The 24,184-nt window shown below is 58.1% G+C and carries 23 protein-coding genes; 10 read left to right on the top strand and 13 right to left on the bottom strand.

All coding sequences use genetic code 11. The features are described 5' to 3' along the window. Positions 1-29: 29 nt before the first annotated feature. A complete protein-coding gene (locus C0039_RS09250; protein ID WP_076000009.1) occupies positions 30-368 on the top strand; it encodes a c-type cytochrome in 339 nt (112 codons plus the stop codon). Positions 369-372: 4 nt separating this feature from the next. Here the strand turns inward: C0039_RS09250 and C0039_RS09245 are convergent, their stop codons facing one another. From C0039_RS09245 to C0039_RS09225, 5 genes are all read right to left on the bottom strand, one after another. Further along, a complete protein-coding gene (locus C0039_RS09245) occupies positions 373-1,563 on the bottom strand; it encodes an MFS transporter (protein ID WP_101517905.1) in 1,191 nt (396 codons plus the stop codon). An 18-nt stretch (positions 1,564-1,581) separates the two neighbouring features. Continuing rightward, entirely contained in the window at positions 1,582-2,361 is a 780-nt protein-coding gene (locus C0039_RS09240) for an acetoacetate decarboxylase family protein (RefSeq protein ID WP_101517904.1), read from the bottom strand. A 200-nt stretch (positions 2,362-2,561) separates the two neighbouring features. After that, positions 2,562-3,440 (bottom strand): SDR family NAD(P)-dependent oxidoreductase, encoded by an 879-nt coding sequence (locus C0039_RS09235; RefSeq protein ID WP_076000006.1) that lies wholly within the window; start codon positions 3,438-3,440, stop codon positions 2,562-2,564. Continuing rightward, on the bottom strand, positions 3,437-4,411 hold the full coding sequence (locus C0039_RS09230) for a Rieske 2Fe-2S domain-containing protein (protein ID WP_076000005.1): 975 nt from the start codon (positions 4,409-4,411) through the stop codon (positions 3,437-3,439). Before C0039_RS09230 ends, C0039_RS09235 begins: the two co-directional genes overlap by 4 nt. A gap of 23 nt (positions 4,412-4,434) precedes the next feature. Continuing rightward, complete coding sequence (locus C0039_RS09225) at positions 4,435-5,649, bottom strand: amidohydrolase family protein (RefSeq protein WP_076000004.1); 1,215 nt, start codon at positions 5,647-5,649, stop codon at positions 4,435-4,437. A gap of 90 nt (positions 5,650-5,739) precedes the next feature. Between C0039_RS09225 and C0039_RS09220 the strand changes: the two genes are divergently transcribed. The 5 genes from C0039_RS09220 to C0039_RS09200 all read left to right on the top strand — a co-directional run bounded on the left by C0039_RS09220 (position 5,740) and on the right by C0039_RS09200 (position 11,077). Then, complete coding sequence (locus C0039_RS09220) at positions 5,740-6,387, top strand: TetR/AcrR family transcriptional regulator (protein ID WP_076000003.1); 648 nt, start codon at positions 5,740-5,742, stop codon at positions 6,385-6,387. Between the two features lie 225 nt (positions 6,388-6,612). Continuing rightward, positions 6,613-7,647, top strand: coding sequence for a branched-chain amino acid aminotransferase (locus C0039_RS09215; RefSeq protein ID WP_076000002.1), 1,035 nt, complete (start codon positions 6,613-6,615; stop codon positions 7,645-7,647). 1 nt (position 7,648) lies between these two features. Then, a complete protein-coding gene (locus C0039_RS09210) occupies positions 7,649-8,656 on the top strand; it encodes an NAD(P)H-quinone oxidoreductase (RefSeq protein ID WP_076000001.1) in 1,008 nt (335 codons plus the stop codon). Further along, positions 8,649-9,398: an SDR family NAD(P)-dependent oxidoreductase gene (locus C0039_RS09205; RefSeq protein WP_101517902.1), complete on the top strand. Its 750-nt coding sequence runs from the start codon at positions 8,649-8,651 to the stop codon at positions 9,396-9,398. Before C0039_RS09210 ends, C0039_RS09205 begins: the two co-directional genes overlap by 8 nt. A 101-nt stretch (positions 9,399-9,499) precedes the next feature. After that, positions 9,500-11,077, top strand: coding sequence for an MltF family protein (locus C0039_RS09200; RefSeq protein WP_101517901.1), 1,578 nt, complete (start codon positions 9,500-9,502; stop codon positions 11,075-11,077). On the opposite strand, the gene C0039_RS09195 is transcribed toward C0039_RS09200, so the two are convergent. The 4 genes from C0039_RS09195 to C0039_RS21060 form a co-directional block, all read right to left on the bottom strand. After that, positions 11,078-12,544 (bottom strand): MBL fold metallo-hydrolase, encoded by a 1,467-nt coding sequence (locus C0039_RS09195; protein ID WP_101517900.1) that lies wholly within the window; start codon positions 12,542-12,544, stop codon positions 11,078-11,080. It abuts the gene before it with no gap. Next, on the bottom strand, positions 12,541-14,322 hold the full coding sequence (locus C0039_RS09190; RefSeq protein WP_165787080.1) for a DUF3604 domain-containing protein: 1,782 nt from the start codon (positions 14,320-14,322) through the stop codon (positions 12,541-12,543). Before C0039_RS09190 ends, C0039_RS09195 begins: the two co-directional genes overlap by 4 nt. A gap of 58 nt (positions 14,323-14,380) precedes the next feature. Further along, complete coding sequence (locus tag C0039_RS20910) at positions 14,381-14,656, bottom strand: DUF3604 domain-containing protein (protein WP_207796409.1); 276 nt, start codon at positions 14,654-14,656, stop codon at positions 14,381-14,383. Between the two features lie 306 nt (positions 14,657-14,962). Continuing rightward, positions 14,963-15,544, bottom strand: coding sequence for a DUF1682 domain-containing protein (locus C0039_RS21060; protein ID WP_165787072.1), 582 nt, complete (start codon positions 15,542-15,544; stop codon positions 14,963-14,965). Between the two features lie 166 nt (positions 15,545-15,710). Here C0039_RS21060 and C0039_RS09180 point away from each other — a divergent pair, with 166 nt between their 5' ends. Next, positions 15,711-16,379 (top strand): DsbA family oxidoreductase, encoded by a 669-nt coding sequence (locus C0039_RS09180; protein WP_075999996.1) that lies wholly within the window; start codon positions 15,711-15,713, stop codon positions 16,377-16,379. A 53-nt stretch (positions 16,380-16,432) separates the two neighbouring features. Here C0039_RS09180 and C0039_RS09175 read toward each other — a convergent pair whose 3' ends face one another. Genes C0039_RS09175 through C0039_RS09165 form a run of 3 tightly spaced genes read right to left on the bottom strand, consistent with a single transcriptional unit; the run spans position 16,433 to position 19,792 of the window. After that, entirely contained in the window at positions 16,433-17,953 is a 1,521-nt protein-coding gene (locus C0039_RS09175) for a parallel beta-helix domain-containing protein (protein ID WP_075999995.1), read from the bottom strand. Then, a complete protein-coding gene (locus tag C0039_RS09170) occupies positions 17,946-19,151 on the bottom strand; it encodes a cytochrome-c peroxidase (RefSeq protein WP_101517897.1) in 1,206 nt (401 codons plus the stop codon). Before C0039_RS09170 ends, C0039_RS09175 begins: the two co-directional genes overlap by 8 nt. Before the next feature lie 2 nt (positions 19,152-19,153). Then, positions 19,154-19,792, bottom strand: a complete 639-nt coding sequence (locus C0039_RS09165) for a c-type cytochrome (protein ID WP_101517896.1) — start codon at positions 19,790-19,792, stop codon at positions 19,154-19,156. A gap of 223 nt (positions 19,793-20,015) precedes the next feature. Between C0039_RS09165 and C0039_RS09160 the strand changes: the two genes are divergently transcribed. Further along, positions 20,016-20,414 (top strand): TFIIB-type zinc ribbon-containing protein, encoded by a 399-nt coding sequence (locus tag C0039_RS09160; protein WP_232334938.1) that lies wholly within the window; start codon positions 20,016-20,018, stop codon positions 20,412-20,414. 87 nt (positions 20,415-20,501) lie between these two features. Next, a complete protein-coding gene (locus C0039_RS09155; RefSeq protein WP_075999992.1) occupies positions 20,502-21,566 on the top strand; it encodes a 3-deoxy-7-phosphoheptulonate synthase in 1,065 nt (354 codons plus the stop codon). A 1-nt stretch (position 21,567) separates the two neighbouring features. On the opposite strand, the gene C0039_RS09150 is transcribed toward C0039_RS09155, so the two are convergent. Next, positions 21,568-22,653: a DUF481 domain-containing protein gene (locus C0039_RS09150; RefSeq protein WP_207796408.1), complete on the bottom strand. Its 1,086-nt coding sequence runs from the start codon at positions 22,651-22,653 to the stop codon at positions 21,568-21,570. 171 nt (positions 22,654-22,824) lie between these two features. On the opposite strand from C0039_RS09150, the gene gor reads away from it, so the two are divergent. Next, the gene (gene gor / locus C0039_RS09145; protein WP_101517895.1) at positions 22,825-24,183 is read left to right on the top strand and encodes a glutathione-disulfide reductase; all 1,359 of its coding nucleotides are present in this window, start codon (positions 22,825-22,827) and stop codon (positions 24,181-24,183) included. Position 24,184: the final 1 nt, after the last annotated feature.

Raw genomic sequence — 24,184 nt, 5'->3', positions numbered from 1 at the left:
TTAGCATAATAACCCCGAGGAAGAGCGCGATGACAGGTTCCCTTTACCAAGCCGCCGTCTGGTCCGCACTGTTTGCTTTTGCCCCGATGGCCTCTGCCTCTGAGCGCCTCGAGGACGGCAAACGCACCTATGAGAAGATCTGCGCCGGATGTCACCAAACGGGAGTGGAAGGCGCACCGGTAGTTGGCAAGGCAGACGACTGGGACCAGCGTTCCAGCCTGTGGGATGCGGTACTGGTAGAGCATGCCCAGAATGGTTATTTGAAGATGCCCGCCCACGGTAACGCGGACTATACGACGGACTACGATGTCGGCGCGGCTGCAGAGTATATGCTCACGCTGACCCACCCCGAGCTGCCCGCGGATTAGTCTATCAGCGCGCTGGGCGTGGCAGGGCGAACAGCAAACCCAGGCTGACCAACGGTAGTAGCGCCAGGCACTGGATAACCAGCTCGTAGCTGCCGGTCTGGTCAAACACATAGCCAGCGAGCGGTGGCGCGGTCAGACCCAGCGGTAGAAAAAACGGTGATTGGGCGCCATTCACCCTGCCGATGATATCCGGGCTGAAGTAGCGGCTGTTGAGGTAGGGGTGCAGAGGCAGAAAGGAACCACCACTAAAGCCAAGCAGCGCAACGGAGGCGATCAGCACGGCCGTACTCACTGCCGTCGCCAGCATCAGCAGGCCCGACAGCATGATCACCAGCAGGGCGACCACGATCCAGCGTGTGCGGTGGCGCGCCGTATCGGCAAAGGCCGCTATCAGCAACTTGCCGCCAAATCCGGCAGCGCCCCCGACGGAGAGGAACAAACCCGCCTGCACTGGCGAAAAACCGCGGTTGACCAACAGCGGCGGATAGCAGATTGCCAGCACAAGCGTCACCCCCAGGGCCATGGCGACAAGGGCACCTACCAGCCAGAATTCGGCGCGTCCGGTAATCTCTCTGCCAACACTCTCACGCGGTTCTGTCGCCTGGGCAACGACACCCGCGGGCAGCACCGCCAGGACCCATAGCCAAAGCACCCCGAGCATTGCCAGCGACAACAGCGCAAGGCTGCTGCGCCAGTCCAGCACCTGCAACACCGCCCCTGCTGCCACCGGCAGGGTGATAGATGACACGCTGATGCCCAGAGAGGCAACGGCCAGGGCGCGGGCTTCGCGTGCGGGGTAGAGTTTTATCATCAGGGAATTAACCGCTAGCGGCCCGTAGAACACCAGGCCCACGGCAAACAACAGGAAAGCACTACAGACCACCAGCAGCGACGTGGCCTGGCTGAGCACGAACAGGGACAACATGGAGACCGTGCTGCCCAACAGCATCAGTCCGCGTATCGACCTGTGGTCAACCAGCTTGCCAACAAAGGGAGACAGCAGTCCCGGGGCCAGCAGAAAGACAACCGGCGCCATATTGATCGCCGCCACCCCCACACCAAACTCCCGGGAGAGGTGCGGCACAAAGAACCCGAACATGGACACCAGGCCAATACTAAGGCCAAGGCAGGTCATACCTGCCATGGCCGGCAGCCAGAACCGCAGGGTTGTCGCGGCGGCCTGGCGGCGGCTCACGAAAAACCGCCGGAAGTCTTAGCTGCGCTTCGGTCCGCCGTTCTCTCCTGGCCAACGCGAGCCGGAGATGGTATCCGCGAACGGCAGGAACGCCTCTGCATCCAGTTCGCCGGCCAGGGTAATCTGTCGGTCGAGAAAAACAGGCCACCACAAGTGCGCAGAGAGCTGTTCACGCAGGGGCAGCAAACTCGCGATGGGATCCCAGGGGCTGTCGCGCAGCACCAGTTCACCCTGCACTTCTTCTTTCCACGCGGTTCCGTACTTGCTCATCACATGCACAACGTGAGGCGGAAAATCAAAACCGGTGGCCGGGCCCCCGACACTCACCGCGCGGGAGTACTTTAACCACCATTCGTTTTGCACCCATTCTTCCTCGAAATCTACAGGGCCAGTTGATACGCCCTTGAATTCAACGAAGGTATAACCATGGTGTATGCAGCGCGCGCTTACCTGGGGCCCCAGACGGTAGTATTCTGTAGTGCAAGGATACTTGGGCTGGCCGTTGGTCTCCTGGCTGATAAAAATCGCGGACTCCTGGTCAATACCATACCCCAAGGTATACTCGCCGGGAGTACCGTTGTAGTCCGCATCGACTGTTGTAACGATGCCGTACTCGGGCTCGTCCGGTACCGGAAAGTTATAAATTGTCAGATTGACGTTCGGGTTGGCGCCAGGATCAATACCCGGCGGCAATAGCCTGGCAATCGCCTCCGGATCCGTGCGATAAACAATCTTGAGCATGGGCCAGTTGAAGATATCGCCGGGATTGCCCTGAGGTGCACCTGATTGATTGGTCATAATTTCTTATTCCTTGTGTATAGCTAACCCTCACAGGAGGGGACTTTTTTCTTTTCGTCATCTGCACGTAAGCGGTGTCCCGCCGTTGCGAGATCCAGTTGCCAGGCTCTACTAACCCCTGGCTGGATTCCCGCCTGCGCAGGAATGACAGTTCATAACTGATTACCCCGCCTCGCGGGACCAATACCGATTGTCACTGACTATCCCAGCATGGCCGGCACCGGCGTGGTCCGATTCAGTATCATCTCAGCGCGAGCGCGAATCTTGGCATCCGTGTCCTCGGTAGTCTCCAGCAGCCAGAACGCGTCCTGCTCCAGCCCCTTCACTGCCATCTCCGCCACTTCATCAGGGTGCGTGGTCTGCAGCTCGATACCGTATTGCGCGGCCATCTCTTTCATATCATCGACGGAGTTGATGCCAGACTCATTGCCCTGAGTATCCTTTTGCAGGGCCTCGGGGCGCACCCTGCCGGAATTGAACAAACCAGTGTCCACCACATGCGGCCCAGGGAACAGCGCACTCACTTTCACCGGCAGCTGTCCGGCCTGGCACTGGTAGTGAAGGTTTTCCGTAATCGCATGCACGGTGGCCTTGCTGGCCGTATAAATCGGCGCATCAGGAAGAATCAGGTAGGCGCCGTTGCCCGAGCCAGTCACCACAAAGTGCGCTTCCTTTCCGGTCGCCACCAGCCGCGGCATGAAGGCGCGGATACTGTTGATCACGCCCCACACGTTGACATTCAGGCACCACTGCCAATCCTTCTCTGAATAGTCCCACATGGCCCCCGTCTCGCCGGCACCAATACCGGCGTTGGCAAACACCAGGTCCAGACCGCCGAGTTTGTCCGTGGCCGCATCTGCCAGCGCATTCAGGCTTTCCAGCGATGTCACATCACAGTGCACCACAATTGCCTCGATATTCTCCGCTTCCAGGTCAACGGCGATCTGCTGCATGGCGTCGGCATCGACATCCCCTACCGCGACTTTCGCACCACGCCGCCCCAACGCGAAAGCCAGCGAACGGCCGACACCGCTGGCGCCGCCGGTGATGACCGCGACCTTACCGTTGAAGTCCTTCACGCGATCTCCTGCTGGTCCTGCGAGGTAACGTAGAACTGGCGCACCCATTTGCGAAACATGACCAGGGTTTGATCACCCTTGCAGAAGACCGGCCGGCGCCGGTGCACCTTGTTCGCCCAGATCGGGTAGTCGTCGCTCAGGCCGTCGATAATGCCTTTCATAACATCGTCACCGGCGAAATCCTCAATCTCCTTACGCACGATCAGGGTCCAGCGCATCAGCGTCTGCCCGTCATCAATCGGCTGTGCGCTGTTGTACATGATCATTTCTGCGCCCGGCCCATAGGTGTTGCGCACCATGGCGAAACCGGGGCTGTACGTGGTCGCGTGCAGGTGGCCAGGATGATCCGCATCTTTCATGTGTGAATGCAGGTGCATGGTGCGCCCGTCCGGGTCGATGGTAACCTCAGACTCAGGCACCGACATCTGGCCGTGAACGTATTGGAAGTGCACCGGATCGCATGAATTCTCGCAGATGTCCTGCACGTGCGCCGGCACCAGGTGCTCGGTGTAGCGTGGTGACGTCCAATCGGGGTCGCCCAATTCAGGCAGGTCGGGGAGCCCCCACTGTGGCCCCGTATTTTCCGGATGGAACCATACGTAAACTTCACCATTCTTCTCTTCCGCATGCCAGGTACGCACGCGGGCGCGCTCGGGAATTTCATCGCAGTAGGGAATGTGGGAGCACTTGCCGTCGTCTGCGTTGAACTGCCAGCCATGAAAGGGACAGCGAATGGATTCGCCAACCACCCGTCCTTCATGTCCCAGGTGCGCGCCCAGGTGAGGGCAGAACGCATCCTGCGCAGCAGCCTTACCGGAGCGCGTGCGGTATAGCACCATCTCCCGGTCAAACACCTTGATCGCTTTCACCTCGCCGATGGCCAGTTGGTGAGAACGTTCTACAGAATACCAACCCATGGGGAAATCAGGGGTAGTGTTGGTTTTGGATTCACAGGCTTCCACGATGGTCATGGTCAGTCTCCGCTCGCTCGGGTTCAGTTGAATATGGATACGTCAGGGCCGATCTCGTCGGCCACCTGTTGCAGTCTTGCACGGTCAAGCCCGTAAAATGCCACGGCGTTCTCACCCAGTATTTTACGGCCGTCAGCCTCAGGCAGACCGCTGAAAGTCTCATTGTAATAATCCCGGGTGTGGGGCCAGGTGCCCTCCGGATGGGGGAAATCGCTGCCCCACATGATTTTTTCCAGACCTATTTCATCGCGCATATCGATATCAGGTCGCTTCACGCAGGACGCTCCTATGCCGATATTGCGCGCGAAGTATTCGCTGGGCGCCATGGAAAGGTGACTCTTGAAGTCGCCGAGTTTGGCGGAGATATCACCTTCGTTGTACTGGAAGTCCATCAGCTTCAGCCAGGGCGGGAGCATGAACATGGTGCCACCCTCGACGATCATCGCCTTCAGCCGCGGGAAACGCTCGAAGACACCGCCCCAGATCATGAAGGTGAGCGGCCGATACATCCACCACATGACCTCCGAGACATAAATGCCCATGGCGCCGGGCATTTGCTCGCGCGCATCCTCTACCGGGAAGCCGGCGCCGAAATACTCTGCATGCGGAGCCGGGCCGGAGTGAAAATGAATGATCACGCCCAGGTCCTGGCAAACCTCCCAGAACGGCTCGTACTTCACATGGTGATAGGCGTCGTTGGTGTACCACATGGTGGGGATCATGACCGAGCGCAGGCCGTTGTCCACGCACCAACGCACGGCTTCCACCGCCTGGCCCACATCCCATAGCAGCGGAATGGAAGCCACGCCAATATGGCGCGCGGGGTCATTGGCACAAAGCTCCGCAAGCCAGCGGTTGTGTGCCATGGCGCCCGCCCATTGCAGTTCCGGCACCATATCCTTGGGCGACAGCCCGAGGCCAGCGCCGAACGGGGGCGTATTCTTTTCGGTGATGCCGTCCGGGAATACAATCTCAGCCGCAATGCCGTCACCAGCCAGCATCTTCACACGCTGCTGATAGTCCCAGGCGCCGGTCAGCTCTTGTTCGATCGGGGCCCGCCAGGCGTCGTTGATCTCCTTGATCAAAAACATGGCCTCGGATTTGTCCATCATATCCACGGTGACCGGAACCGCCATGTCCAGCATTTCGTGATACTTGCTCTCGACGTAGGGCTTGTAGTCGGCAATCGGAAGCCCCGCATGGCAGTCAGTAGAAACGACCAGCAACCTGTCTGACATTATTGTTCTCACCCACTGGATAAATACACAAAACGTGACAAATGCGCAAACTTGCACATTTGTATACAAAATAGTTTAATGGCCGCTTGAATGCAACCGCATTACGGTATTTTCATGGGCATCGTTGAGACGCAGGTTGGCCGCCGGGAAAAGCGTAAACAGGAGATTCGCGCGCGCATAGAAGACGCCGCCTACCGCCTGTTCCAGCGCCACGGTATAGAGGAAACCAGCATCGAGCATATCTGCCAGGAAGCAGACGTGGCCCGGCGCACCTTTTACGGCCACTTTCCCAACAAGCACGCCCTGCTCGGCGGCCTGGGCATCAACCGGCTCTACAGCCGTTCCGAGACCATGTTGCGGGAATTAATGGCAAACCAGCACACCACGCGGGGGCGGCTGGAAGCGATGATCGATTATATTGAATCCAGCTTCGCCAGCATGAACAACATTGACCGCCAGCTGGTCCTGGTGGGCCCCACCGCCTTCGCAGAAGACCAGGAGCGACAGCGGGAGATAGGCAACTCGGCCATGGCCAGCTTCACTGAGCTCATTCGATCTGGCGTTGAGCTGGGCGATGTGAATGACCACTTCTCCGCTGATATGCTCGCCACCACGGTGGTCGGCACACTCAACATGATCACCATCAGCTGGTGCATGGATGAAAACTACCCTGTTTTCGCCAAGCTCGAGGAAGCACGTCGCCTGTTCGACAATTTGATCTGCAAAGACGGCGCATAACCCCCCCACATCATGGCCTCCCTGCAGGCCAGAAGCCCACTCGCTGCCTCGCCAATCAGGCGTTCGACCCACGGGATCACTCACAGGCTTCACCATCATAGAAATCGCCGGCCCGGGAGCGCCCCGCAGGTGAGCGAGCGTGAGCAGATAAACCGCTGCCACCCGCTGTGACAAATTTCCAGATTTTGTGCGCGCAAGGTCACCCCCAAAGCGACGAGTCAATGTATGATTACGCGTTCACTGACACATTCGAGAAGCAATTCCATGGCGGCGTTCGGCACACAGTTCACGGCGAAAATGGTCACCAGTCGATTCAGGGACGGGCAGTGGTCCGACCTTGAGGTCGTGCCCGTAGAACCTTTCTCCATGCACCCGGCCACCCACGTTCTGCACTACGCCAGTGAGTGCTTCGAGGGACTGAAGGCCTACCGCACCGAATCCGGGGACATTCACCTGTTTCGCCCGGACCGCCACGTTGAGCGCATGCTCAACAGCGCAAGTCAGTTACTACTGCCTGTGCCTGACCGGGCCGCACTTACCCGCGCCCTGCACATGGCAGTCGCCGCCGTTGCCGAGGAGATTCCCGCCTACCCGGGCGCCCTCTACCTGCGACCCACGCTGCTGGGCACCGAAGAGGACATAGGCGCGGCGGCACGCCCCACCCAGAAAGCGCTGTTCTACGTGCTGACCTCACCCGTTGGCGATTACTTCAGCGGCGGCCTACAGCCCCTGCGCGTAAAAGTGGACGACAAGGCACAGCGTTGCACACCCAGCTTCGGTGCCGTCAAGACAGGGGGTAACTATGCAGCTGCCATGCGCCAGATTGTGCAGGCGAAGCAGGAGTTGGGTACCGACCAGGTGCTGTTCGCGCCGGGTGGCGTGATCCAGGAAACCGGCGCCGCCAACTTCATCCTCATCGACGATAAGGAGCTGCTGACCAAGCCACTGGACGGCTCCATCCTGCCGGGCGTCACCCGGGACAGCATTCTCGCCCTGGCCGCCGATGCCGGGCTCACCGTCCGCGAAACGGATTTTACCGTGGCAGAGCTACTCCAGCGTGCCCCTGGCGCCGAGGCCGCCCTGACCGGCACCGCCGCCGTGCTGACACCGGTGGGCGAACTGGTTTACGAGGGCGAAACCATCCGCGTCGGTGATGGCCAGATGGGTCCATGGTCGGCGCAACTACGCGAGCAACTGTGCGCCATCCAGAGCGGCGCCTCCGAAGACCCGCACGGATGGCGGGTCACCCTGGAGAGCTGAAATGCCCACACTATGGCGGCGCTACGTGGCCATCGACCCCGATAACCAGAGTCTCAGCATAGAACAGGATGCGGCACCGTCCCCGGGTGACGGTGAAGTGCTGATCGCAGTGGCCGCTGCCGGACTCAATCGCGCCGACCTGCTGCAACGCATGGGACTGTACCCGCCGCCTGCTGATGCCTCGCCTGTTATGGGGCTGGAAGTTGCCGGCAAGGTGTGCGCTGTGGGTGCGGGTGTAGAGGACTGGAAAGTCGGCGATCCGGTTTGCTCATTGACCCACGGCGGCGGGTACGCCGACTACGCGATTGCCCCGGCAGGCCAGTGCCTGCCTATTCCGGCGAACCTGGGCATGGAGGAGGCTGCGGCCCTGCCCGAGGCCCTGCTCACGATCTGGCATAATATCTTCCAACGCGCGGCGATGCGCCGGGGAGAAAAGGTGCTCATTCATGGCGGTGCCAGTGGCATCGGCACACTCGGGATACAGATGGTCCATGCCATGGGCGGAGAGGTCTACACCACGGCCGGTACCGCTGAAAAATGCAGCGCACTGGAGGCTCTGGGCGCGGTGCGGGCCATCAACTATAAGGATGAGGACTTCGAGCAGGCACTGACTGACGCCGGGCTCAAGGAGCGGATTAACGTAATCCTGGACATGGTGGGCGGTGAGTTTATCCAGAAAAATATCAACCTTGCCGCCGCAGAAGGCCGCATCGTGAATATCGCCTTTATTCGCGGCTTTCAGGCCGAGGTCAATTTCGCACCCCTACTGATTAAACGCATCACCCTCAGCGGCTCAACACTGCGAGCCCAGAGTTTTGCGCAAAAGACCGTCATGACCCGGGAGATTCGGGAGCATATCTACCCGCACCTGGAAAACGGCAGCGTCAAGCCCGTGGTCGACCGCGTATTTGAACTGGCCGATGTGGCACAGGCACACGATTACATGCAAAGTGGCGCCCACATGGGCAAAATCATTCTCCGCACCCAGGAAATCACTCACTATGGATAGCTTGCAAAATCAGGTCGCATTGATCACCGGCGCGGCCTCTGGCATTGGCCGGGCCACCGCCATTCGCATGGCCACCGAGGGAGCTGCGGTATTCCTCGCCGATATTGATAGCGATGGCCTGGTGGAAACTGTCAGCGCCCTGCCAGCCGGCAGTCGCAGCGAAACCCACCGGCTCAATGTTACCGACTCCGCAGCCTGCAATGCCGCCGTGGAAGCCTGCGTTGCCAGCTTTAGCAAGCTGGACGTACTGTGTAACATCGCCGGCATCGCCCTGTGCGAACACATGGCCGACATTACCGATGAGCAGTGGCATCGCGCGGTCAGCATCAACATGAACGGCGTATTCTTCATGTGCCGTGCCGCCATACCCCACCTGTTGCAGAGCCAGGGCAATATCATCAACATGTCCTCCACCGCCGGGCTTGTAGGCCAGGCCTACAACTCTGCGTATTGCGCCACCAAAGCGGCTGTACTGATGTTTTCCAAATCCCTGGCGATGGAATATGGCAAGCAGGGTGTTCGAGTCAACGCGGTGTGCCCGGGCTTCGTCAAGACCCCGCTCACCGAGGCCTTCAATACGCCTGAAAACGCAGACATGGACTTGTTGGGCAGGCTCATGCCGTTGACCGATGGTGCCCAGCCGGAGGAAATCGCGGCGGCCGTGGCCTATCTTGCCTCTGCCGAAGCCCGGTTCATCAATGGTATAGCGCTGCCCATCGATGGGGCCCAGACCGCAGGCTGAACGGCGCAAAAGATGTTGCCAGAAAACACCGTCGTGGAGATGATGACCGTCGCATGAGAACGCCTGCGGCACCACCCCAGCACTGTAGACAGAGAAGCCATATGAAGAAACTGAACCCCCTCGTTCTACTGTTATGCTTTTTAAGCCTTGCAGCCTGTGGCGATGCACCTCAAGGCGCGCCTGCCGCGACGCCAACAGAAACGGCGGGCTCAGCAGATTCGCCAGCAGCAGACGCCTCCGACCCGCAAGACTCGCCTACCCTCGCCCCTGAACCGGGGGAGGACGAACTGCCGGCAGCTCGCACCCTCCAGGCCTGGACCGGCGACCTTGATGTGATGGAGGAACGCAGGGTCATCCGGGTTCTCACAGTGTACAGCCCGGGCCGCTATTACCTGGAGGACAGCGGAGAGGAGAAGGGTCTGGTCAAGGAGATTGTCACCCGCTTCGAAAACGCTATCAACCAGCGACTGCAGCGGAAAACAGTGAAGGTGCACGTGGCTATTTTACCAGTGGCACGCAACCAGCTCATACCGGCACTACTCGCGGGCCGCGGGGATATCATTATCGCCGGTCTGTCGATCACGCCAGAGCGGGACGAGATCGTCGATTTCAGTATCCCCTTCAGCAAACCACTGTCAGAAATACTGATTACCGGACCCAGCGCGGGCCCGCTGGCATCCATCGACGACCTCTCCGGGGAAACAATACACCTGCGCCACTCCAGCAGTTACCGGGAGAGCGTGGAGATTCTCAACCGCCGCCTGGCCGAGGCAGGTAAGGCACCGGTTGATATCGAGTTGGTTTCCGAGTTTCTGGAGGATGACGACCTGATCGAAATGGTGGACAAGGGCCTGCTGCCCTGGGCTATCGTCGATGACTACAAGCCCCTGCTGTGGAAGGACGTTTTCACCAACACCGTGGTGCGCGATGACATTGTGTTTCGCGAAGGGGGCCGCACCGCCTGGGTATTTCGCGAAAACAGCCCGCTGCTGGCCGAGGCCGTCAACAGTTTCCTGAAAAAGAACCGGGAAGGCACCTTGATCGGCAATGTGCTGAAGAACCGCTACATTCGCGATTTTGACTGGGCGGCCAACGCACTGAACGATTCGGATTACCAGCGCTTCCTCGAGTTTGAACACCTTTTTCAGAAATACGGGGAAAAGTATGAAGTCGATTATCTGGTGGCCGCTGCCCAGGGCTACCAGGAATCACGTCTGGACCAGAGCGCCCGCAGCCACGCCGGCGCAATCGGCGTGATGCAGTTGCTGCCCAGCACGGCGAGCGACAAAAATGTGGGCATACCCAATATCGAAAAGGCTGAAGCCAATATCGAGGCGGGCATCAAGTACCTCAACTTCCTGCGCAATCGCTACTTTAACGATCCGGAGATTGATGAGCGCAACCAGATCTTTCTCGCCCTGGCCGCCTATAACGCAGGCCCGACCCGCATGATCAACATGCGCAACAAGGCAAGGAGTATGGGCTACGACCCCAATGTCTGGTTCGATAACGTTGAGTTGGTCGCGGCAAAGGAAATAGGCAGGGAAACGGTGCAGTACGTCGCCAACATCTACAAATATTACATCGCTTATCGTTTCACTCTGGAGCAGCAGAGCCGCCATGCTGAAGCCAGGCAACGAGCCGGCATAACGCCCTATCGCACCGGCGAGGGGGAGTAGTCAGGGCCGGGAAGAGATACTGTCCAGCCGCGCCGCGGTGTCACTCAGGCGCGACTGTAGCCAGTAGATTTCGTAATCGTTCTGCAGGCCATTTTCCGCAGCATTGAGCAGGACTGACAAAGCTTGCTGCCGCAGCGCCAGTGCCTGGCTGTTGGCAGGCTCAGCCGCCAGTACCACTTCTACAACGTGAAGTGTTTTCACCGCTGCACCTTGCAGCAAATAGTTCCGCGCCAGGCTGACCAGGCCTTCGCTGCCGGCTACGGCGGCGAGATCTGCGTACACCTCGCGGGCCGGTACGGGGTAAAGCTCCGTGGTGCTCTCAAAGTGGAACCAGGTCATATAGTAGTCCCAGATACTGCGCACCGCCCAGTCCACCTTGCCGTGGTTTTGCACCAGGTCCAGCTCCGCGGGTAACTTGATCTCCTGCATCAACTGGTAAACCGTTCTGCCTGAGTTCATCCCCGCCACCGTCTGGTCGTGAACGTACTGTACGGCATCGCGAATGCGCTGCATATCGGCGCCTATTTGTGCCTGACCGTAAGTCGGGTCAAGGTGGCTGGGAACGACAATTTCCGCACCCAGTGGCATCAGGAAATCCAGGGATTTTACGTATTCCATCGGCTTGCGCACTTTCTCTCCGCGCATGGTGAAAACGTTGGGGAACTGGGGAAACTGGGGGCCGAAGAAGTCTCCGCTGAAGAGTATTTTCTGCTGCGGTAACCACATCACCACGTTATCCGCGCCCTCCGCACCAGGTGTACCCAACACCACGAACTCCACGCCACCCAGGGTGAAGCTGTAGCGCTCCCAATCATCCACGGTGAGATCAGGTTCGATTCCACCGTAGCGCATCATGGCAATATCAGGACGCTCGTCCCAGGCAGGCATCCACGGAAAAAGTGTGCGGTTGCGCTGGTACTGGTAGGGCTCCAGCTCCATCAGGTAACGCTGTTCTTCGCTAAACTGCTTGTGGGCGATTATCCTGGTGTCTTGCCCGGCAAAAAAACGCGTTCCGCCAATATGATCCGCGTGTGAATGGCTCAACACAATGGTGTGTATAGGCGCATCGGACACCGCCTGCAGCGCGGCCAGTTGCCTGGGTGTCTGCAGTACAAGACCGGTATCAAACAGCACATTACCTTCGCTGGTGGTGACCATTATCACATTGCCTACACCGGTCGCCATGTAAACATTCTCTGCCACCTGCTGAACTTCGATCGGCCGCTTGATCAGTTCCACCGCACTACCGTGCGAGGCCTCGCCGTCGCTGTCGCCGCCAATACGACGGGTAGCGGCGTCACCGATCGCTTCCAGCGCGACCAGCTCAGCCTTCTTCTTCACATCCCTGGCCGCGTCCTCATCAACGTAGAGCCACAGTCCACCGGCAACCAGCACGGCGAGAACGACCAGTAGCAGTGACTTTACCCAACCGCGATTACGGGCAAGGCCTTGCAATGTGTTGATCATGGTGCGCCCTCTACAGGTGCTACAAAAATGGGGGAAGACCAGGCGCGCTGCTGCGCAGGCGCCAGGCAGTCATCGTCAGCAGGGGTACGGAAGTCTCCGTAACAGGGATTCACCGCGATACAAACACCGGCTGCATCGTACTCGCAGCGCAGGTTGTCGGCGTTGATCATCTCTGTTGTTTCCTGAACGGCACGCGCGTAGTAGATCACCTCGCGCTGCTCTTCCAGGAAGCCCTCGTCATCGAATTCGACAACACACTCCAGCGTGTCCGGGTCGCAGGGAAAGGTCTTCCAGGGATCTTCTATCAGCTGATCAACTGCCTCATCGGCGACTTGCTGCGGACGGATACGTACTATCTCGATCCGGTCCATGCGCAGCCTTTCGTCGCCGGGGTGATAGCATTCGCCGCCACACAGGGAAGCGACACGCTCCGCGCCCATGCCCCGGCGGGCATAGTCAGGGCAACCCGGCTGCTGCCTGAACGCGCCCATGGCACTGACGCGGAAGCGCGGAGTGGCGTGGACACTTACTTGTGAGCCCATGGGGTGGCGCTGCCCCTCTTGCAGCAGGTCAAACCACAACAGGATACGGTCGCCGGAGGTCGCGTAGACCTCTCGTCGCTTTAAGCTGTCCCAGATGGCGTGCCGGTCCCTGCCGCTGCTATGGGTGGCGACCAGGCCTCCGGTCAGCCAGAACGAGTTCTGGCGCCCCATGTTACGGGCATTCTGCAAACCGACGTTTTTGGCCGTATCCAGCGGCAGGGAGAATGGTTGTGCATCACGCTGGTCACCGATACGTCTGGCGAGACGTGGATTGTCTGCGCCGAAGGACTCGGTCATGAATTTGCGTTTCTCTTCTTTGTAGCCGGTTCCAGGCTGGCTGCGATGGTTGTCACTGGAACCAATAAAGCCGAAGCGAAAATTGAGAGGGCCCTGACCGGATTCAAAACCGGTAATCGCCAGTGCATACTGCGCGGTGGCCGCAGGACGGTGATCCATTGGCTCGTTGAAACAGTCGGGGCAGGTACCACAGTTAAGCCAGTCGACGACCTGCTGGCCCGGCACGGTCAAGTGCCCCGAATTGCCTGCATCGACAAAGTTCTGTCGCGCCTCAAATTCGCGCCGCTGGCACTCTGCTTTGCTCTCACCTGCAGCTTCACAGCGCTGGCGAATAATCTGCCCCGCGCGGTGGCAACAGGGCATGTAGTCATCAAAGGGGGCGGGACAGACCAGGCCGCCGTCTGCGCCTTTTACCGCAGCCCGCCATTTGCGGTATTCCTCGGCATTACCATGGCCGGAGTAGATTTCGAACAATATCTGACGCTGCGGGTCATGCTGCTGCGAGTTCAGCTGCTTGTCAAAACGGGTAGAAGCTGGCGTGTTCATACCCCAGGAATTACCATGGGGAATAACAATACTGTCAAAACCCCACTGATCCAGCTTGGCAAAAAGCTGTCGCGGCTCCGCCGCGACTTCAAGGCAGTCCGCGGGTAGTGCTCTCGAATCTGTTTCCGGATCACATATCGGCGTCTCGCCGATCTCGTCGTAATACTGCTGAATCCCAAGGTAGAAATCGCGGTTTTCAAAATCCATCAGCGACATCATCACCTGGGTCACGCGTCCCATAGGGGCCTGCGCCAGACGTTCGCGAGGCGCGGCAATGGCCCGCGTTGGTACCCTGCCCTCCTGCGTATCCAGGAAAATGACATTCTTGTGGCCGTAGTGTTTTCGGGGGTCAGTATTGACCTGACTCCACTCCCAACCCAGGAAAGAAACCATATCCGGATTCGCGGGGTCGCCGGCGGCCGCATTGCATTCACGAATACTCTCACGTGTTTCAGCCCACCTGCGGGGGGGTAAGTCCCTCGGCATGATCATTGATCGACCAGAAATCGAGAGCGGAGCAGTAACGGGCAAAGTCACAGGCATCGGCCGGCGGATGCAGACCCGTGCCGCCAGTAAGCGGTGTCGCCATGATGAATGCGTCGGGCGAAAATGTGGTATGCACATGCAGGTCGCCGAATAGAATCTGCTGCGCTTGTCCGGCCACCGCTAACGGCTGTCGTCCGGCTCGCACAGCAATAACCTCATCGGGCAGTGTTGCGCCTTGCACGCGACCTCTGCCCTCAGGCTCACCACAAGCAGAGAGCTGCACCAACATTACGCACAGTAACAGAAGCGGAGGAAAGCTTACCCCCTTAACTACGACTGCTTTGCTCTGACTCATTGTAGCTACTATTCAAGAATATCTTACCCACCCGGTGTGCACAGCCCGTTCCGGGAACGGAAGAGCCTCCGCAGGGGGCACTAAAACAGAGTCTGGGGCTGACTATACGATGATCACCCATCGCTCGCGGCCAGATCCGCGCGCGATGGGGGTGCTACTACGCCGGCGCCTGTCTACTCGCCAGCGGCGGCCTTACTTCCTGGCTGCTGCTTTTTTCTTTGGTGCAGCTTTTTTCTTAGGGGCCGCTTTCTTTTTAGCAGCAGCTTTCTTCCTGGGAGCTGCTTTCTTTTTAGGAGCAGCCTTCTTTTTAGCTACAGCCTTCTTCCTCGCTGGTGCCTTCTTTTTGGAAGCTGCTTTCTTTTTTGCTGGTTTGGCTTTGGCGGATGCTTTTTCCACCATCGCAGCGGCCTGGTCTGCAGCCTTGGCCTTGCGCTCCTCAAGCAGCACATCAGCTCTCACCGAGGTGTATCGCTGTGCCGCTTCATAAGCCGCCTTGGTGATTCGGCCCACTGATTCTGCAAGGTCCTGAACCTGCTTCATCAGCGCATCAACTTTCTTCTGGTTATCGGGAGTGGCTTTTTTCTTCAACGCTGTACGGGCTTTTTTCAAGCGCGCATTCGCCGTGGTGTGACGCTTGCGTGCTGCCTGCAGTTCCCGTTTGGCTTTGGCATGCGACTTTTCCGATTCCGATACCAACTTCTTGCGAAGCTGCTCTACTTTTTTATTGGCCTGTGAGGCCATCTTGGTGGCCTGCGCCAGTTCTTTTTCCAGCATTACTACACTCGCTCTGTTATGTCGTTTAGATACCGCAAAAACAGTGTAGGACGAAAAACTAAATAAGTAACGTACATTTTTTGACCTGCATCAGTCAGTGGCGCTGTTTCATTGATATCGTTATTCCTTCGAAGGATCAGGCAGGCGCATTAGCAGGAGTATGCAAATGAGTACAAACAACTCGGATATCATCATTGATTACTACAGCGATGTACTCTGCGTGTGGGCATGGATTGCACAGCACCGTCTCGAGCAGTTGGAGAAGCAATGGGGCAAGCAGATAAAAGTGCAGCATCACTTCGTTGATATCTTTGGGGACTGCGAATTGAAAATCCCGCAGCGCTGGGGTGAAAAGGACGGCTTCGAAAATTTTGGCAAACACGTCAGGGAGTCAGCGGCGCCTTTTGAAATGGCAACGGTTCATCCCGAGTTATGGGAAAAAAATCGACCACGTTCTTCGGCCCAGGCACACCTGCTACTGTGCGCTGTGTCGCTGACGAACTCGGCGGAAGCGATGGCGGCAACCGCACTGCGTATTCGACGCGCGTTCTTCTGTGAGGCGCAGAATGTTAGCAACATGGATCTGCTCCTGGATCTCGCGGAAGAACAGGGGAGTGCCAGGGATTCCATTCTTGCTGCCCTGAACGACGGCAGCGCTATCGCAGCGCTAATGAGTGACCTGTGCCGGGCAAAAGAGCTGGGCGTCAATGGCAGTCCCACCTGGATTCTTAATAGCGGCCGACAGGTTCTCTATGGCAATGTGGGCTACCGGATTCTCAATGCAAATATTGAAGAGCTGCTCAAGCATCCTGCCGACGAGGCTAGCTGGTGCTGACCTCAATGAAAAAAGCCACCCGAAGGTGGCTCAAATTACCGGGTGAATTGCGCTTACCTGGTCAGTCCCAGCATGAACTTCGCAGCAGCCAGGCGCGTCTCATCGTCGAGGTGACCTTGCGGCGGCATCTCAGGATAGTCATCGCGTTTCCTGACAGGCGCGGCGGCGTACGCAGCGATACCTTCCGGATTATCCATGTATAAAGCCTGAATGATCTGCGTGGGTGGGCCAATCATGCGCGAGCCGTAGGCATGACAGCCGGCACATACGCCGTAGTAGGCAAGCTTACCCTTGTCCATATTAGTTTCGTTGACTCGTGGCGGCACCGGCTCGGGCAGCGTGTAAGTGAGAACCGTCTTGGTATTTTCAAATTCACAATCGCCATATTTCTCCAGCCCAAAGGTGCGGTAGCGCTCAGGGTTGAGGATGCAGCCGTCATCCATGCCCACCGTATCTATCACATCGGGGCCGCGCGTCAGCATCTGGGTGGCCAGGACCGCGCGTACCATGGGTGCAGGGTTCTTACCATTATCACGCATGATGTTATTGAGAATTTTCGGACGATTTGGTCGTGGGTCCGCATCCGGATCAGTGGCGGCATTCCCGGCAAGTGAGAAGTCAGTGAACAGCATGCCCATGGACTCATTGCCGGTGATGATGTTCTGCTCTACCACCACGTCATCACAAGCCATGATCAGCATGCCGGTACCCTGTGGGATATTGGAGACCAGAGATCCGGGAATGGCAAAGTTCTCATGATTGTTGTCGACAACGAAGTTGTTGCGAATGATTACATCACTGCAGGTCTTGATAGGTAGTCCGGGAGTAATGAACGCCAGAATGCCCCCTGTATTGTTGTAGACGAAGTTGCCTTCAACCAGAGCCGAGCGGCTGTTCTCGATCTCGATGCCGGCCACGCTATCAAAGACCTGGTTGTAAACCACGTCTACGTTGTCCGACATACCTACATAGATGGCCGCATCCTCTATGCCTGAGATCACGTTGTGCGCCACAATCCCGTTCTTGCCCAATTGAGGAAAGATTCCGTATACACCGGTATCAACAATGATGTTGTTGCGGATGATGTAGTTGTTGCCCGCCTGCCCCATGATCGCGTTACCCTTGTACTTGGTAATGTACAGGTTCTCTACGGTGAAGCCGTTACCGGAGTACAACACGGCGTCGTTGCGTACACCCTCACCGTCCATCACCGGGTAGGCGCCTCGCTCGATCACGCCTGACAGGGTGATGTTGTCCTTGTCAACGTACACGGTCTCCTTATAGGTGCCAGGCATCACCTTGATCACTGCGCCGGGCTGTGCGGCCTTCACCGCATCCTGAATCGACTCACCATCCTTGACGATGATGACTTCACCACTGGTTGGTGTCTCCCAGGCACGCACACTGACTTTGCCAGAGGCTGCAGACACTTCGTCCGCCCCACTTGAGGTAAATTCAGCCTTGGGTGCTGTGGGCACCTTGATCACTGTAGGCTCCGGCTGATTGGCATTGCCGAGGTAATATCCCCCGCCCAGCAGCGCGAGCGCGCCGACTACGGCTACGATCTTATTCATGGTCTTCTTCTCCGTTGTCGTTTTCGCCAATATAGGCGATTACTTGATGCATCGGCTGCAGCCCGGAGGGCAGTCGCCGCGGTTGTTCAGGTTTGAAACTCTCATCGGTCAGTGTCTTGAGGAAGTCCACCAGCCTGTCCAGTTCATCTTCGGTGAGATTGGGCTCCCAAATATGCCAGTGAATTTTCAATTCCTCACCTTCTGGCACAGCGTGGCCTCTGCCGCCGGTATAGAACGAAACCGCCTCGCGCAGGGTAGCAAATCGCCCGGAGTGCATATAGGGCGCGGTCAGTTCGATATTGCGCAGGCTGGGGACCTTGAAGCCACCGCGCTGGCTGGGTTCGTTCATGGGTATTTGTGCGCCTGGATCAAAGGGCATGCCCTCGGGCTCGGGTGTACCGAGCACGGCAACCTGCTGGTTGGTGAAAAGGGGTGGTGTATGGCACTCAGCACAGCGGGCAACGAATGAGCGGAAAATATTGAGGCCCTCTATCTCTGGCTCCGTGAGCGCGTCGGCGTAACCATGAGCGTATTGGTCATAGCGGCTGTTGAGGGATACCAGCGTGACCTGGAACGCAGTGATGGCAGCATAGACCTGATCGAGTCGAATCTCTGCATCGCCCGACTTGAAATCAGCGGGAAAAGCCTGCGCAAAGAGCTGCCGATAAGCGGGTATGCCATTGAGCGTGTCGAGCAACAGTTGCGGGTCACTGCCCATCTCGTGCTTGTCAAACAGCGGGCCTACCATCTGCTCTTCCAGGGAGTCGGCACGACCATCCCAGAAAAAGCTGTTAAGGAAGGCCACGTTCCATAGTGAGGGCGCGGACCGCGGTAAAACGGAGCCATTTATCCCCACACTCCTGCCCAGACCATCGGAAAACCCCCTGTCCGGCGCATGACAGGTGGCACAACTTACCGTGCCGTCGCGAGACAACACTGGATCAAAGAACAGGTAGCGCCCCAGATCCGTCTGCTGCGGCGTAAAACCATCGCGCCACCCTGGTAGTCCGGTTTTCAGCCCCCCAACACCCGCATCCTGCAGCGAGGGGTAGAGCTGGTAGAGACTGCGCAGTTCGCATTGGCCCGTGCTCAGCTCAAATCCGGGGGGGCAGTCTGCATTGAGCACGATCGGCTCCGCCTGGGCCAGGGCGACGGCGCTGGCTAACGAGGCAAACAGCATGGGGAGCAGTCGCTTCATGTTCAATCCTGCTGCGTCAGGCTGTGCAGATAGGCGACCACGTCCTTGATCGCTTGTTCGTCGGGCAGTATGGCCGCCATCGCACGCATCTGTCTGCCGGTCTTGTCTTCAGGGTGTGCGCCACGCTGACCAGCACGGAAGGCGAGAACCTGTGCCTCCAGATACCAGTCATCGCTGCCCGCCAGTCGCGGCGAATTCAGTGCGGGGTTACCTACACCACCAGCACCGTGGCAGGCGCCGCACAACTGATTGTAATAATCCGCACCCAGGGTCACGTCCCCCTCAACAATGGCAGCCGATACCGGACTCTCCAGGCTGGCGATATATGCCGCAACATCCGTTAACGCCTCATCGTCCGGCAGCGTGACTGCCATAGGCGCCATCTGCCTGGCCGCATCGGTATCGTTGGCCCCGCCACGCATACCACTGCGAAACTTCTGTAACTGGGCAGTAACATAAACGGCTTGCAGATGACTGAGCCGTGGCGCGTTCAACGCTCTATTACCCTGTCCGTTTTCGCCGTGACATGCCACACAAGTGGCGTAGTGGGCCTTACCTGCGTCCGCGTCATCCAGGGCGAAGACCACTGTGCTGGACAGGGTCAGGAAGGCAGCAGCCAACGTTTTTTGCAGTCGTTTCATTTGGAGATCTCCGGCCTGGGGCTTTACCGTGGGCAATGCGCTTGTGTCCGCTATAACCCCGTATGGTAGCGCTGAAGATTAAACGTAGCTTAAAAACCACAACCGGCGCGTGTTTTTTGCTTCGCCGGGGGGAGGACAAGCGATCCCGCGTGGGCTAGACTCTTGCGTTCTGTATCGGCAACCGTGCCGGCGACCTTAAAAAAATCGAAAACAGGGAAAGCAGATGGAATATAACCCGGATGAACACAGCATGAAGTGTCCCAAATGCGGTCACGGCATGGATGAAATCACTTATGGTGGCGATGTCGTCATCGACCGGTGCACGCATTGCGAGGGCATCTGGTTCGACATCGGTGAGGCGGAGGCCCTCAAAGGCAAGTGGATGGGCGATGCCCTGGATCGCGGCAATCCCGATGAGGGCAAAAAATGGGATGCCGTTGAAGATATCGCCTGCCCACGTTGCGGCAAAGACATGGAAAAGCGCTCCGACTCGAACCAGCCACACATCTGGTTCGAAGAGTGTAATGAACACGGTATGTTTATGGACGCCGGCGAATTCACCGACTTCAAACATGAGACCATAGCGGACTGGTTCCGCAGCCTGATCAAAGGCGCCCGCTGAACTCCGCAAGCGACTACATAGGGCGACGTAGTCGCCCTTTTTTGGGACACACAGAGTATGCGAGTACTCACATACATGGACACCAGAATGTCTAAAAAAGAAAGCACGGACGATATTCGCATCAGCAAGGCCCGCCCCCTGATCACGCCTTGGGTACTGGCAGATGAACTACCGTTGAGCGCGCGCGCCGGCGCGACCGTCGCTGCAAGCAGATCGACAATCGAGGCGATTCTGGCCGGAAAAGACCCCCGTCTGCTGGCAATCGTCGGGCCCTGCTCGGTGCACGACCCCGCTGCATTGCTGGATTTTGCCGACCGCTTCCAGGCCGCCGCAGCCCCACTGTCCGATGCAATTTTTCCCGTACTGCGAGTCTATTTCGAAAAACCACGCACCGTCGTCGGCTGGAAGGGGCTTATCAACGACCCGGACCTGGACGGCAGCTTCCATATCAATCGGGGGCTGCATGTGGCACGCAAGGTGTTGCTGGACGTAGCCGAGAGGGGCATGGCAGCCGCAAGTGAATTTCTCGATACCACTTTCGGCCAGTACTATGCCGACCTGGTCAGTTTCGGCGCAATCGGCGCACGCACAGTAGAAAGCCAGATACACCGGGAACTGGCCTCCGGGCTGTCGATGCCTGTGGGCTTCAAAAACGGCACCTATGGGCAGATCGACGTGGCCATCGACGCCATTCGCTCCGCCAGCCATAGCCACTGGTTCCCCTCGCTGACCAAGGAGGGGACACCCGCTATTCTCGAGTCCACCGGCAACCCCCACGGCTATCTCATTCTTCGCGGCGGCAAACAAACAGGGCCAAATTATGGTGCAGAGGCAGTCAAGGCAGCGGCGACAGCTCTCGCGGCGGCCGATCTGCCACCCTCGCTCATTGTCGACTGCAGCCACGGCAACAGTGGCAAAGACCCGCAAAAGCAGGCCGTAGTTGTCTCCAGCCTGTGTGAACAGATACAGACCGGAGAACACGCCATTCGTGGCGTCATGCTGGAGTCACACCTGGTAGCGGGCAGCCAGTCCATTGGCGATGGCAGCGAGCTGACCTACGGCAAGAGCATCACCGACGCCTGCCTGTCGCTGGAAGACAGCGTACCGCTGCTGCAACAACTCGCAGCTGCGGTACGCATGCAGGGACAGTGACTTACCAGGTGTAACCAATGCGCAGCGCGTAGCGCTCGTCGAGCTTGTCCACGCCTGCCACCGCACCGGAATTGTAGTCCAGGCGGACTTCTGCGGCTGCTTCCAAGCCAAACAACAGGGGAAAAGCGAGGCCAAAGGTGTTATTGATGACCACATCCGAGGCCTCATCCAGGTTGAGGATACCCAGTTGGTCGAAGTACAGCCTGGAATCGCCGCCGAGATAATCGCTGGACATATGCAGCTCCCAGTTGGCACCAGGATAGTCGTTGTCCTCCGCCACAATGAAGTCCTCGCTGACGTAGGAGATACCGATCATGGCCTCAAACATAAACACCGGTTCCGTATAGAATTCCCGGCCAATATACGGGCCGACGTACCAGCGCAGGTCCAGGTCGGCAAACTCATCAGATTCTGCGTAGGCATTGACGCCCCAGAAGTTAGGGCCCTCCAGGAAATAGTCGTATTTACCGTTCACTACCCAGTTGTCGGCATTTTTGACGTCATTGGCCTTATCCACATTACCAAAGGCCTTGAGCGTATAGCGGTCGTCATCGCTACGCCATACGGACTCCAGCCGATAGTCCAGTTCATCGGTTTTGGTGTTGCCGCGTTCCACGGCGAAGGCAAAGCTGGCCAGGCCGGTCCATTTATATCCGTAACCCAGCTCCCAGGGCTCGGGGTTGACCACCAGCAGGTCTTCCAGAGGCAGTGGGGAAGCCCCGCCAACGACCAGTTGATCGTTGTTGATTACCAGCGGTTGATTTTCGATTACCGACTCGTCCGCCATCTGCATCACTACCGGGTTAGCCGTCTGCATTGACGAAACCATATCAACTGGAATTTCCAGCGTACCTGCAAAGTCCGTTTCCACAGTCACCACACCGTCACGAACCGTGGTAACGGTACCCAGGATTCGTGATCCATTGGTCAGGGCAACCTCGTCAGGCGCGGGCGCTGCTTCGGCCAGGAGCGCTGCCTCGTTCAGGGCTGCGGCCTCGGTCGGGGGAGTTTCTTCTGCGCTGGCACCTGCGGTCGCAACAAACAGCGACATCAGCACCAGGAGTACATGTGCATATCTGAAATTCATGATTTTTCCTGTGGGTTTTCGGCCTGCAAAGGCCGTAGCTATCGGGACGCCAATTCTAATCGAGCAGAAAGCGCTACGAAACCTTGATAAAAGGTATTTATAGCCGGGATAGTTAAGCCATTCTCACAGCTGCTGTTAGACTAGAACCACTTTCAAATGAGGATCTGCAACGTGTCCAATTACGACTATGATCTGTTTGTTATCGGCGCCGGATCAGGCGGCGTCAGAGCTGCGCGCATGGCCGCAGGTTTTGGTGCTCGTGTGGCAGTCGCCGAGGACCGTTATATGGGCGGGACCTGCGTCAACGTGGGTTGTGTGCCCAAGAAACTCTATGTATACGCCTCTGAATATGGCAAAGGCTTCAAGGATGCCCAGGGCTTCGGTTGGGAAGCGACCCAACCAGGCTTTGACTGGAGCACTCTGCGCGACAACAAGAAGACCGAAATTTCCAGGCTCAACGCTATCTATCGAAACCTTCTATCAGGCGTAGAGGCGGAGCTGATCGACGGCCGCGCCACTATCGTCGGACCCAATACCGTGGCGGTAGGCGACCAACAGTACACAGCAGGAAAAATCCTGATTGCCACCGGTGGCTGGCCGCATATCCCTGATTTCCCCGGCAGGGAGCTGGCCGTGACCTCCAACGAAATCTTCGACCTGGAGACGTTCCCCGAGCGCCTGGTAGTCGTCGGCGGGGGCTACATCGCCGTGGAGTTCGCCGGTATCTTCAACGGCCTGGGCGCCAGGGTCACCCAGCTCTACCGAGGCCCCCTGTTCCTGCGCGGGTTTGACGCGGATATACGCGACCATGCAGCCCGGGAAATCGCCAAGAGCGGTGTGGACCTGCGCTTCAATACCAATGTCACCGCGATTACCTCCAGTGCCAATGGCCTGGAATTGCAGCTCACTGACGGCAGCGTGATCGGAGCAGACGCCGTACTCTATGCCACGGGACGCAAGGCCAACTTGACCGGACTTGGCCTGGAGAATGTATCCGTGCAGTTCAACGACAATGGCACCATCGCCGTCGACGCTAATTTCCGCACCAGCGAGGCGAGCATTTACGCACTGGGCGATGTGACCGGCGGTATGGAGCTCACACCAGTAGCGCTCGCCGAGGGCATGGCATTCGCCCGCCGCGAGTTCGGGCAGCTCGAGGCCGCTCCGGAGTACGACTTCATACCCACGGCCGTGTTCTCCCAGCCCAATATTGGCACCGTCGGTTTTACGGAAGAGCAGGCGCGTGAAAAGTTCGCCGACATCACGCTATACAAATCTTCCTTCCGGCCGATGAAACACACGCTCTCGGGGCGCGATGAGCGCAGCTTTATGAAGATGATTGTGGACTCAGCTACCGACCGGGTAGTCGGCGTGCATATGGTGGGGCCGGATGCTGGCGAAATCATGCAGGGTATAGCCATCGCCATGAAAGCCGGCGCGACCAAGGCCGTATTCGACAGTACAATTGGCATTCACCCCACCGCCGCAGAGGAGTTCGTCACCATGCGGGAACCCTGGCTGGGAGATTGAA

It is taken from the genome of Pseudohalioglobus lutimaris (assembly GCF_002866825.1).
Lineage (GTDB): Bacteria > Pseudomonadota > Gammaproteobacteria > Pseudomonadales > Halieaceae > Halioglobus > Halioglobus lutimaris.
Note: the sequence above shows the minus strand (reverse complement) of the source record. Positions and strands in the feature narration are given on the sequence as shown.

What these genes read in the sequence shown, in the direction of transcription:
- C0039_RS09225 (WP_076000004.1), bottom strand. Translation starts at nt 5,649, where the DNA reads ATGTCAGACAGGTTGCTGGTCGTTTCTACTGACTGCCATGCGGGGCTT.
- C0039_RS09215 (WP_076000002.1), top strand. Translation starts at nt 6,613, where the DNA reads ATGATTACGCGTTCACTGACACATTCGAGAAGCAATTCCATGGCGGCG.
- C0039_RS09205 (WP_101517902.1), top strand. Translation starts at nt 8,649, where the DNA reads ATGGATAGCTTGCAAAATCAGGTCGCATTGATCACCGGCGCGGCCTCT.
- C0039_RS09150 (WP_207796408.1), bottom strand. Translation starts at nt 22,653, where the DNA reads ATGAATTTCAGATATGCACATGTACTCCTGGTGCTGATGTCGCTGTTT.
- C0039_RS09195 (WP_101517900.1), bottom strand. Translation starts at nt 12,544, where the DNA reads ATGATCAACACATTGCAAGGCCTTGCCCGTAATCGCGGTTGGGTAAAG.
- C0039_RS09155 (WP_075999992.1), top strand. Translation starts at nt 20,502, where the DNA reads ATGTCTAAAAAAGAAAGCACGGACGATATTCGCATCAGCAAGGCCCGC.
- C0039_RS09230 (WP_076000005.1), bottom strand. Translation starts at nt 4,411, where the DNA reads ATGACCATCGTGGAAGCCTGTGAATCCAAAACCAACACTACCCCTGAT.
- C0039_RS09160 (WP_232334938.1), top strand. Translation starts at nt 20,016, where the DNA reads ATGGAATATAACCCGGATGAACACAGCATGAAGTGTCCCAAATGCGGT.
- C0039_RS09240 (WP_101517904.1), bottom strand. Translation starts at nt 2,361, where the DNA reads ATGACCAATCAATCAGGTGCACCTCAGGGCAATCCCGGCGATATCTTC.
- C0039_RS09175 (WP_075999995.1), bottom strand. Translation starts at nt 17,953, where the DNA reads ATGAATAAGATCGTAGCCGTAGTCGGCGCGCTCGCGCTGCTGGGCGGG.
- C0039_RS09250 (WP_076000009.1), top strand. Translation starts at nt 30, where the DNA reads ATGACAGGTTCCCTTTACCAAGCCGCCGTCTGGTCCGCACTGTTTGCT.
- C0039_RS09220 (WP_076000003.1), top strand. Translation starts at nt 5,740, where the DNA reads ATGCAACCGCATTACGGTATTTTCATGGGCATCGTTGAGACGCAGGTT.
- C0039_RS09200 (WP_101517901.1), top strand. Translation starts at nt 9,500, where the DNA reads ATGAAGAAACTGAACCCCCTCGTTCTACTGTTATGCTTTTTAAGCCTT.
- C0039_RS09180 (WP_075999996.1), top strand. Translation starts at nt 15,711, where the DNA reads ATGAGTACAAACAACTCGGATATCATCATTGATTACTACAGCGATGTA.
- C0039_RS09190 (WP_165787080.1), bottom strand. Translation starts at nt 14,322, where the DNA reads ATGGTTTCTTTCCTGGGTTGGGAGTGGAGTCAGGTCAATACTGACCCC.
- C0039_RS09165 (WP_101517896.1), bottom strand. Translation starts at nt 19,792, where the DNA reads ATGAAACGACTGCAAAAAACGTTGGCTGCTGCCTTCCTGACCCTGTCC.
- C0039_RS21060 (WP_165787072.1), bottom strand. Translation starts at nt 15,544, where the DNA reads ATGCTGGAAAAAGAACTGGCGCAGGCCACCAAGATGGCCTCACAGGCC.
- C0039_RS09170 (WP_101517897.1), bottom strand. Translation starts at nt 19,151, where the DNA reads ATGAAGCGACTGCTCCCCATGCTGTTTGCCTCGTTAGCCAGCGCCGTC.
- C0039_RS09210 (WP_076000001.1), top strand. Translation starts at nt 7,649, where the DNA reads ATGCCCACACTATGGCGGCGCTACGTGGCCATCGACCCCGATAACCAG.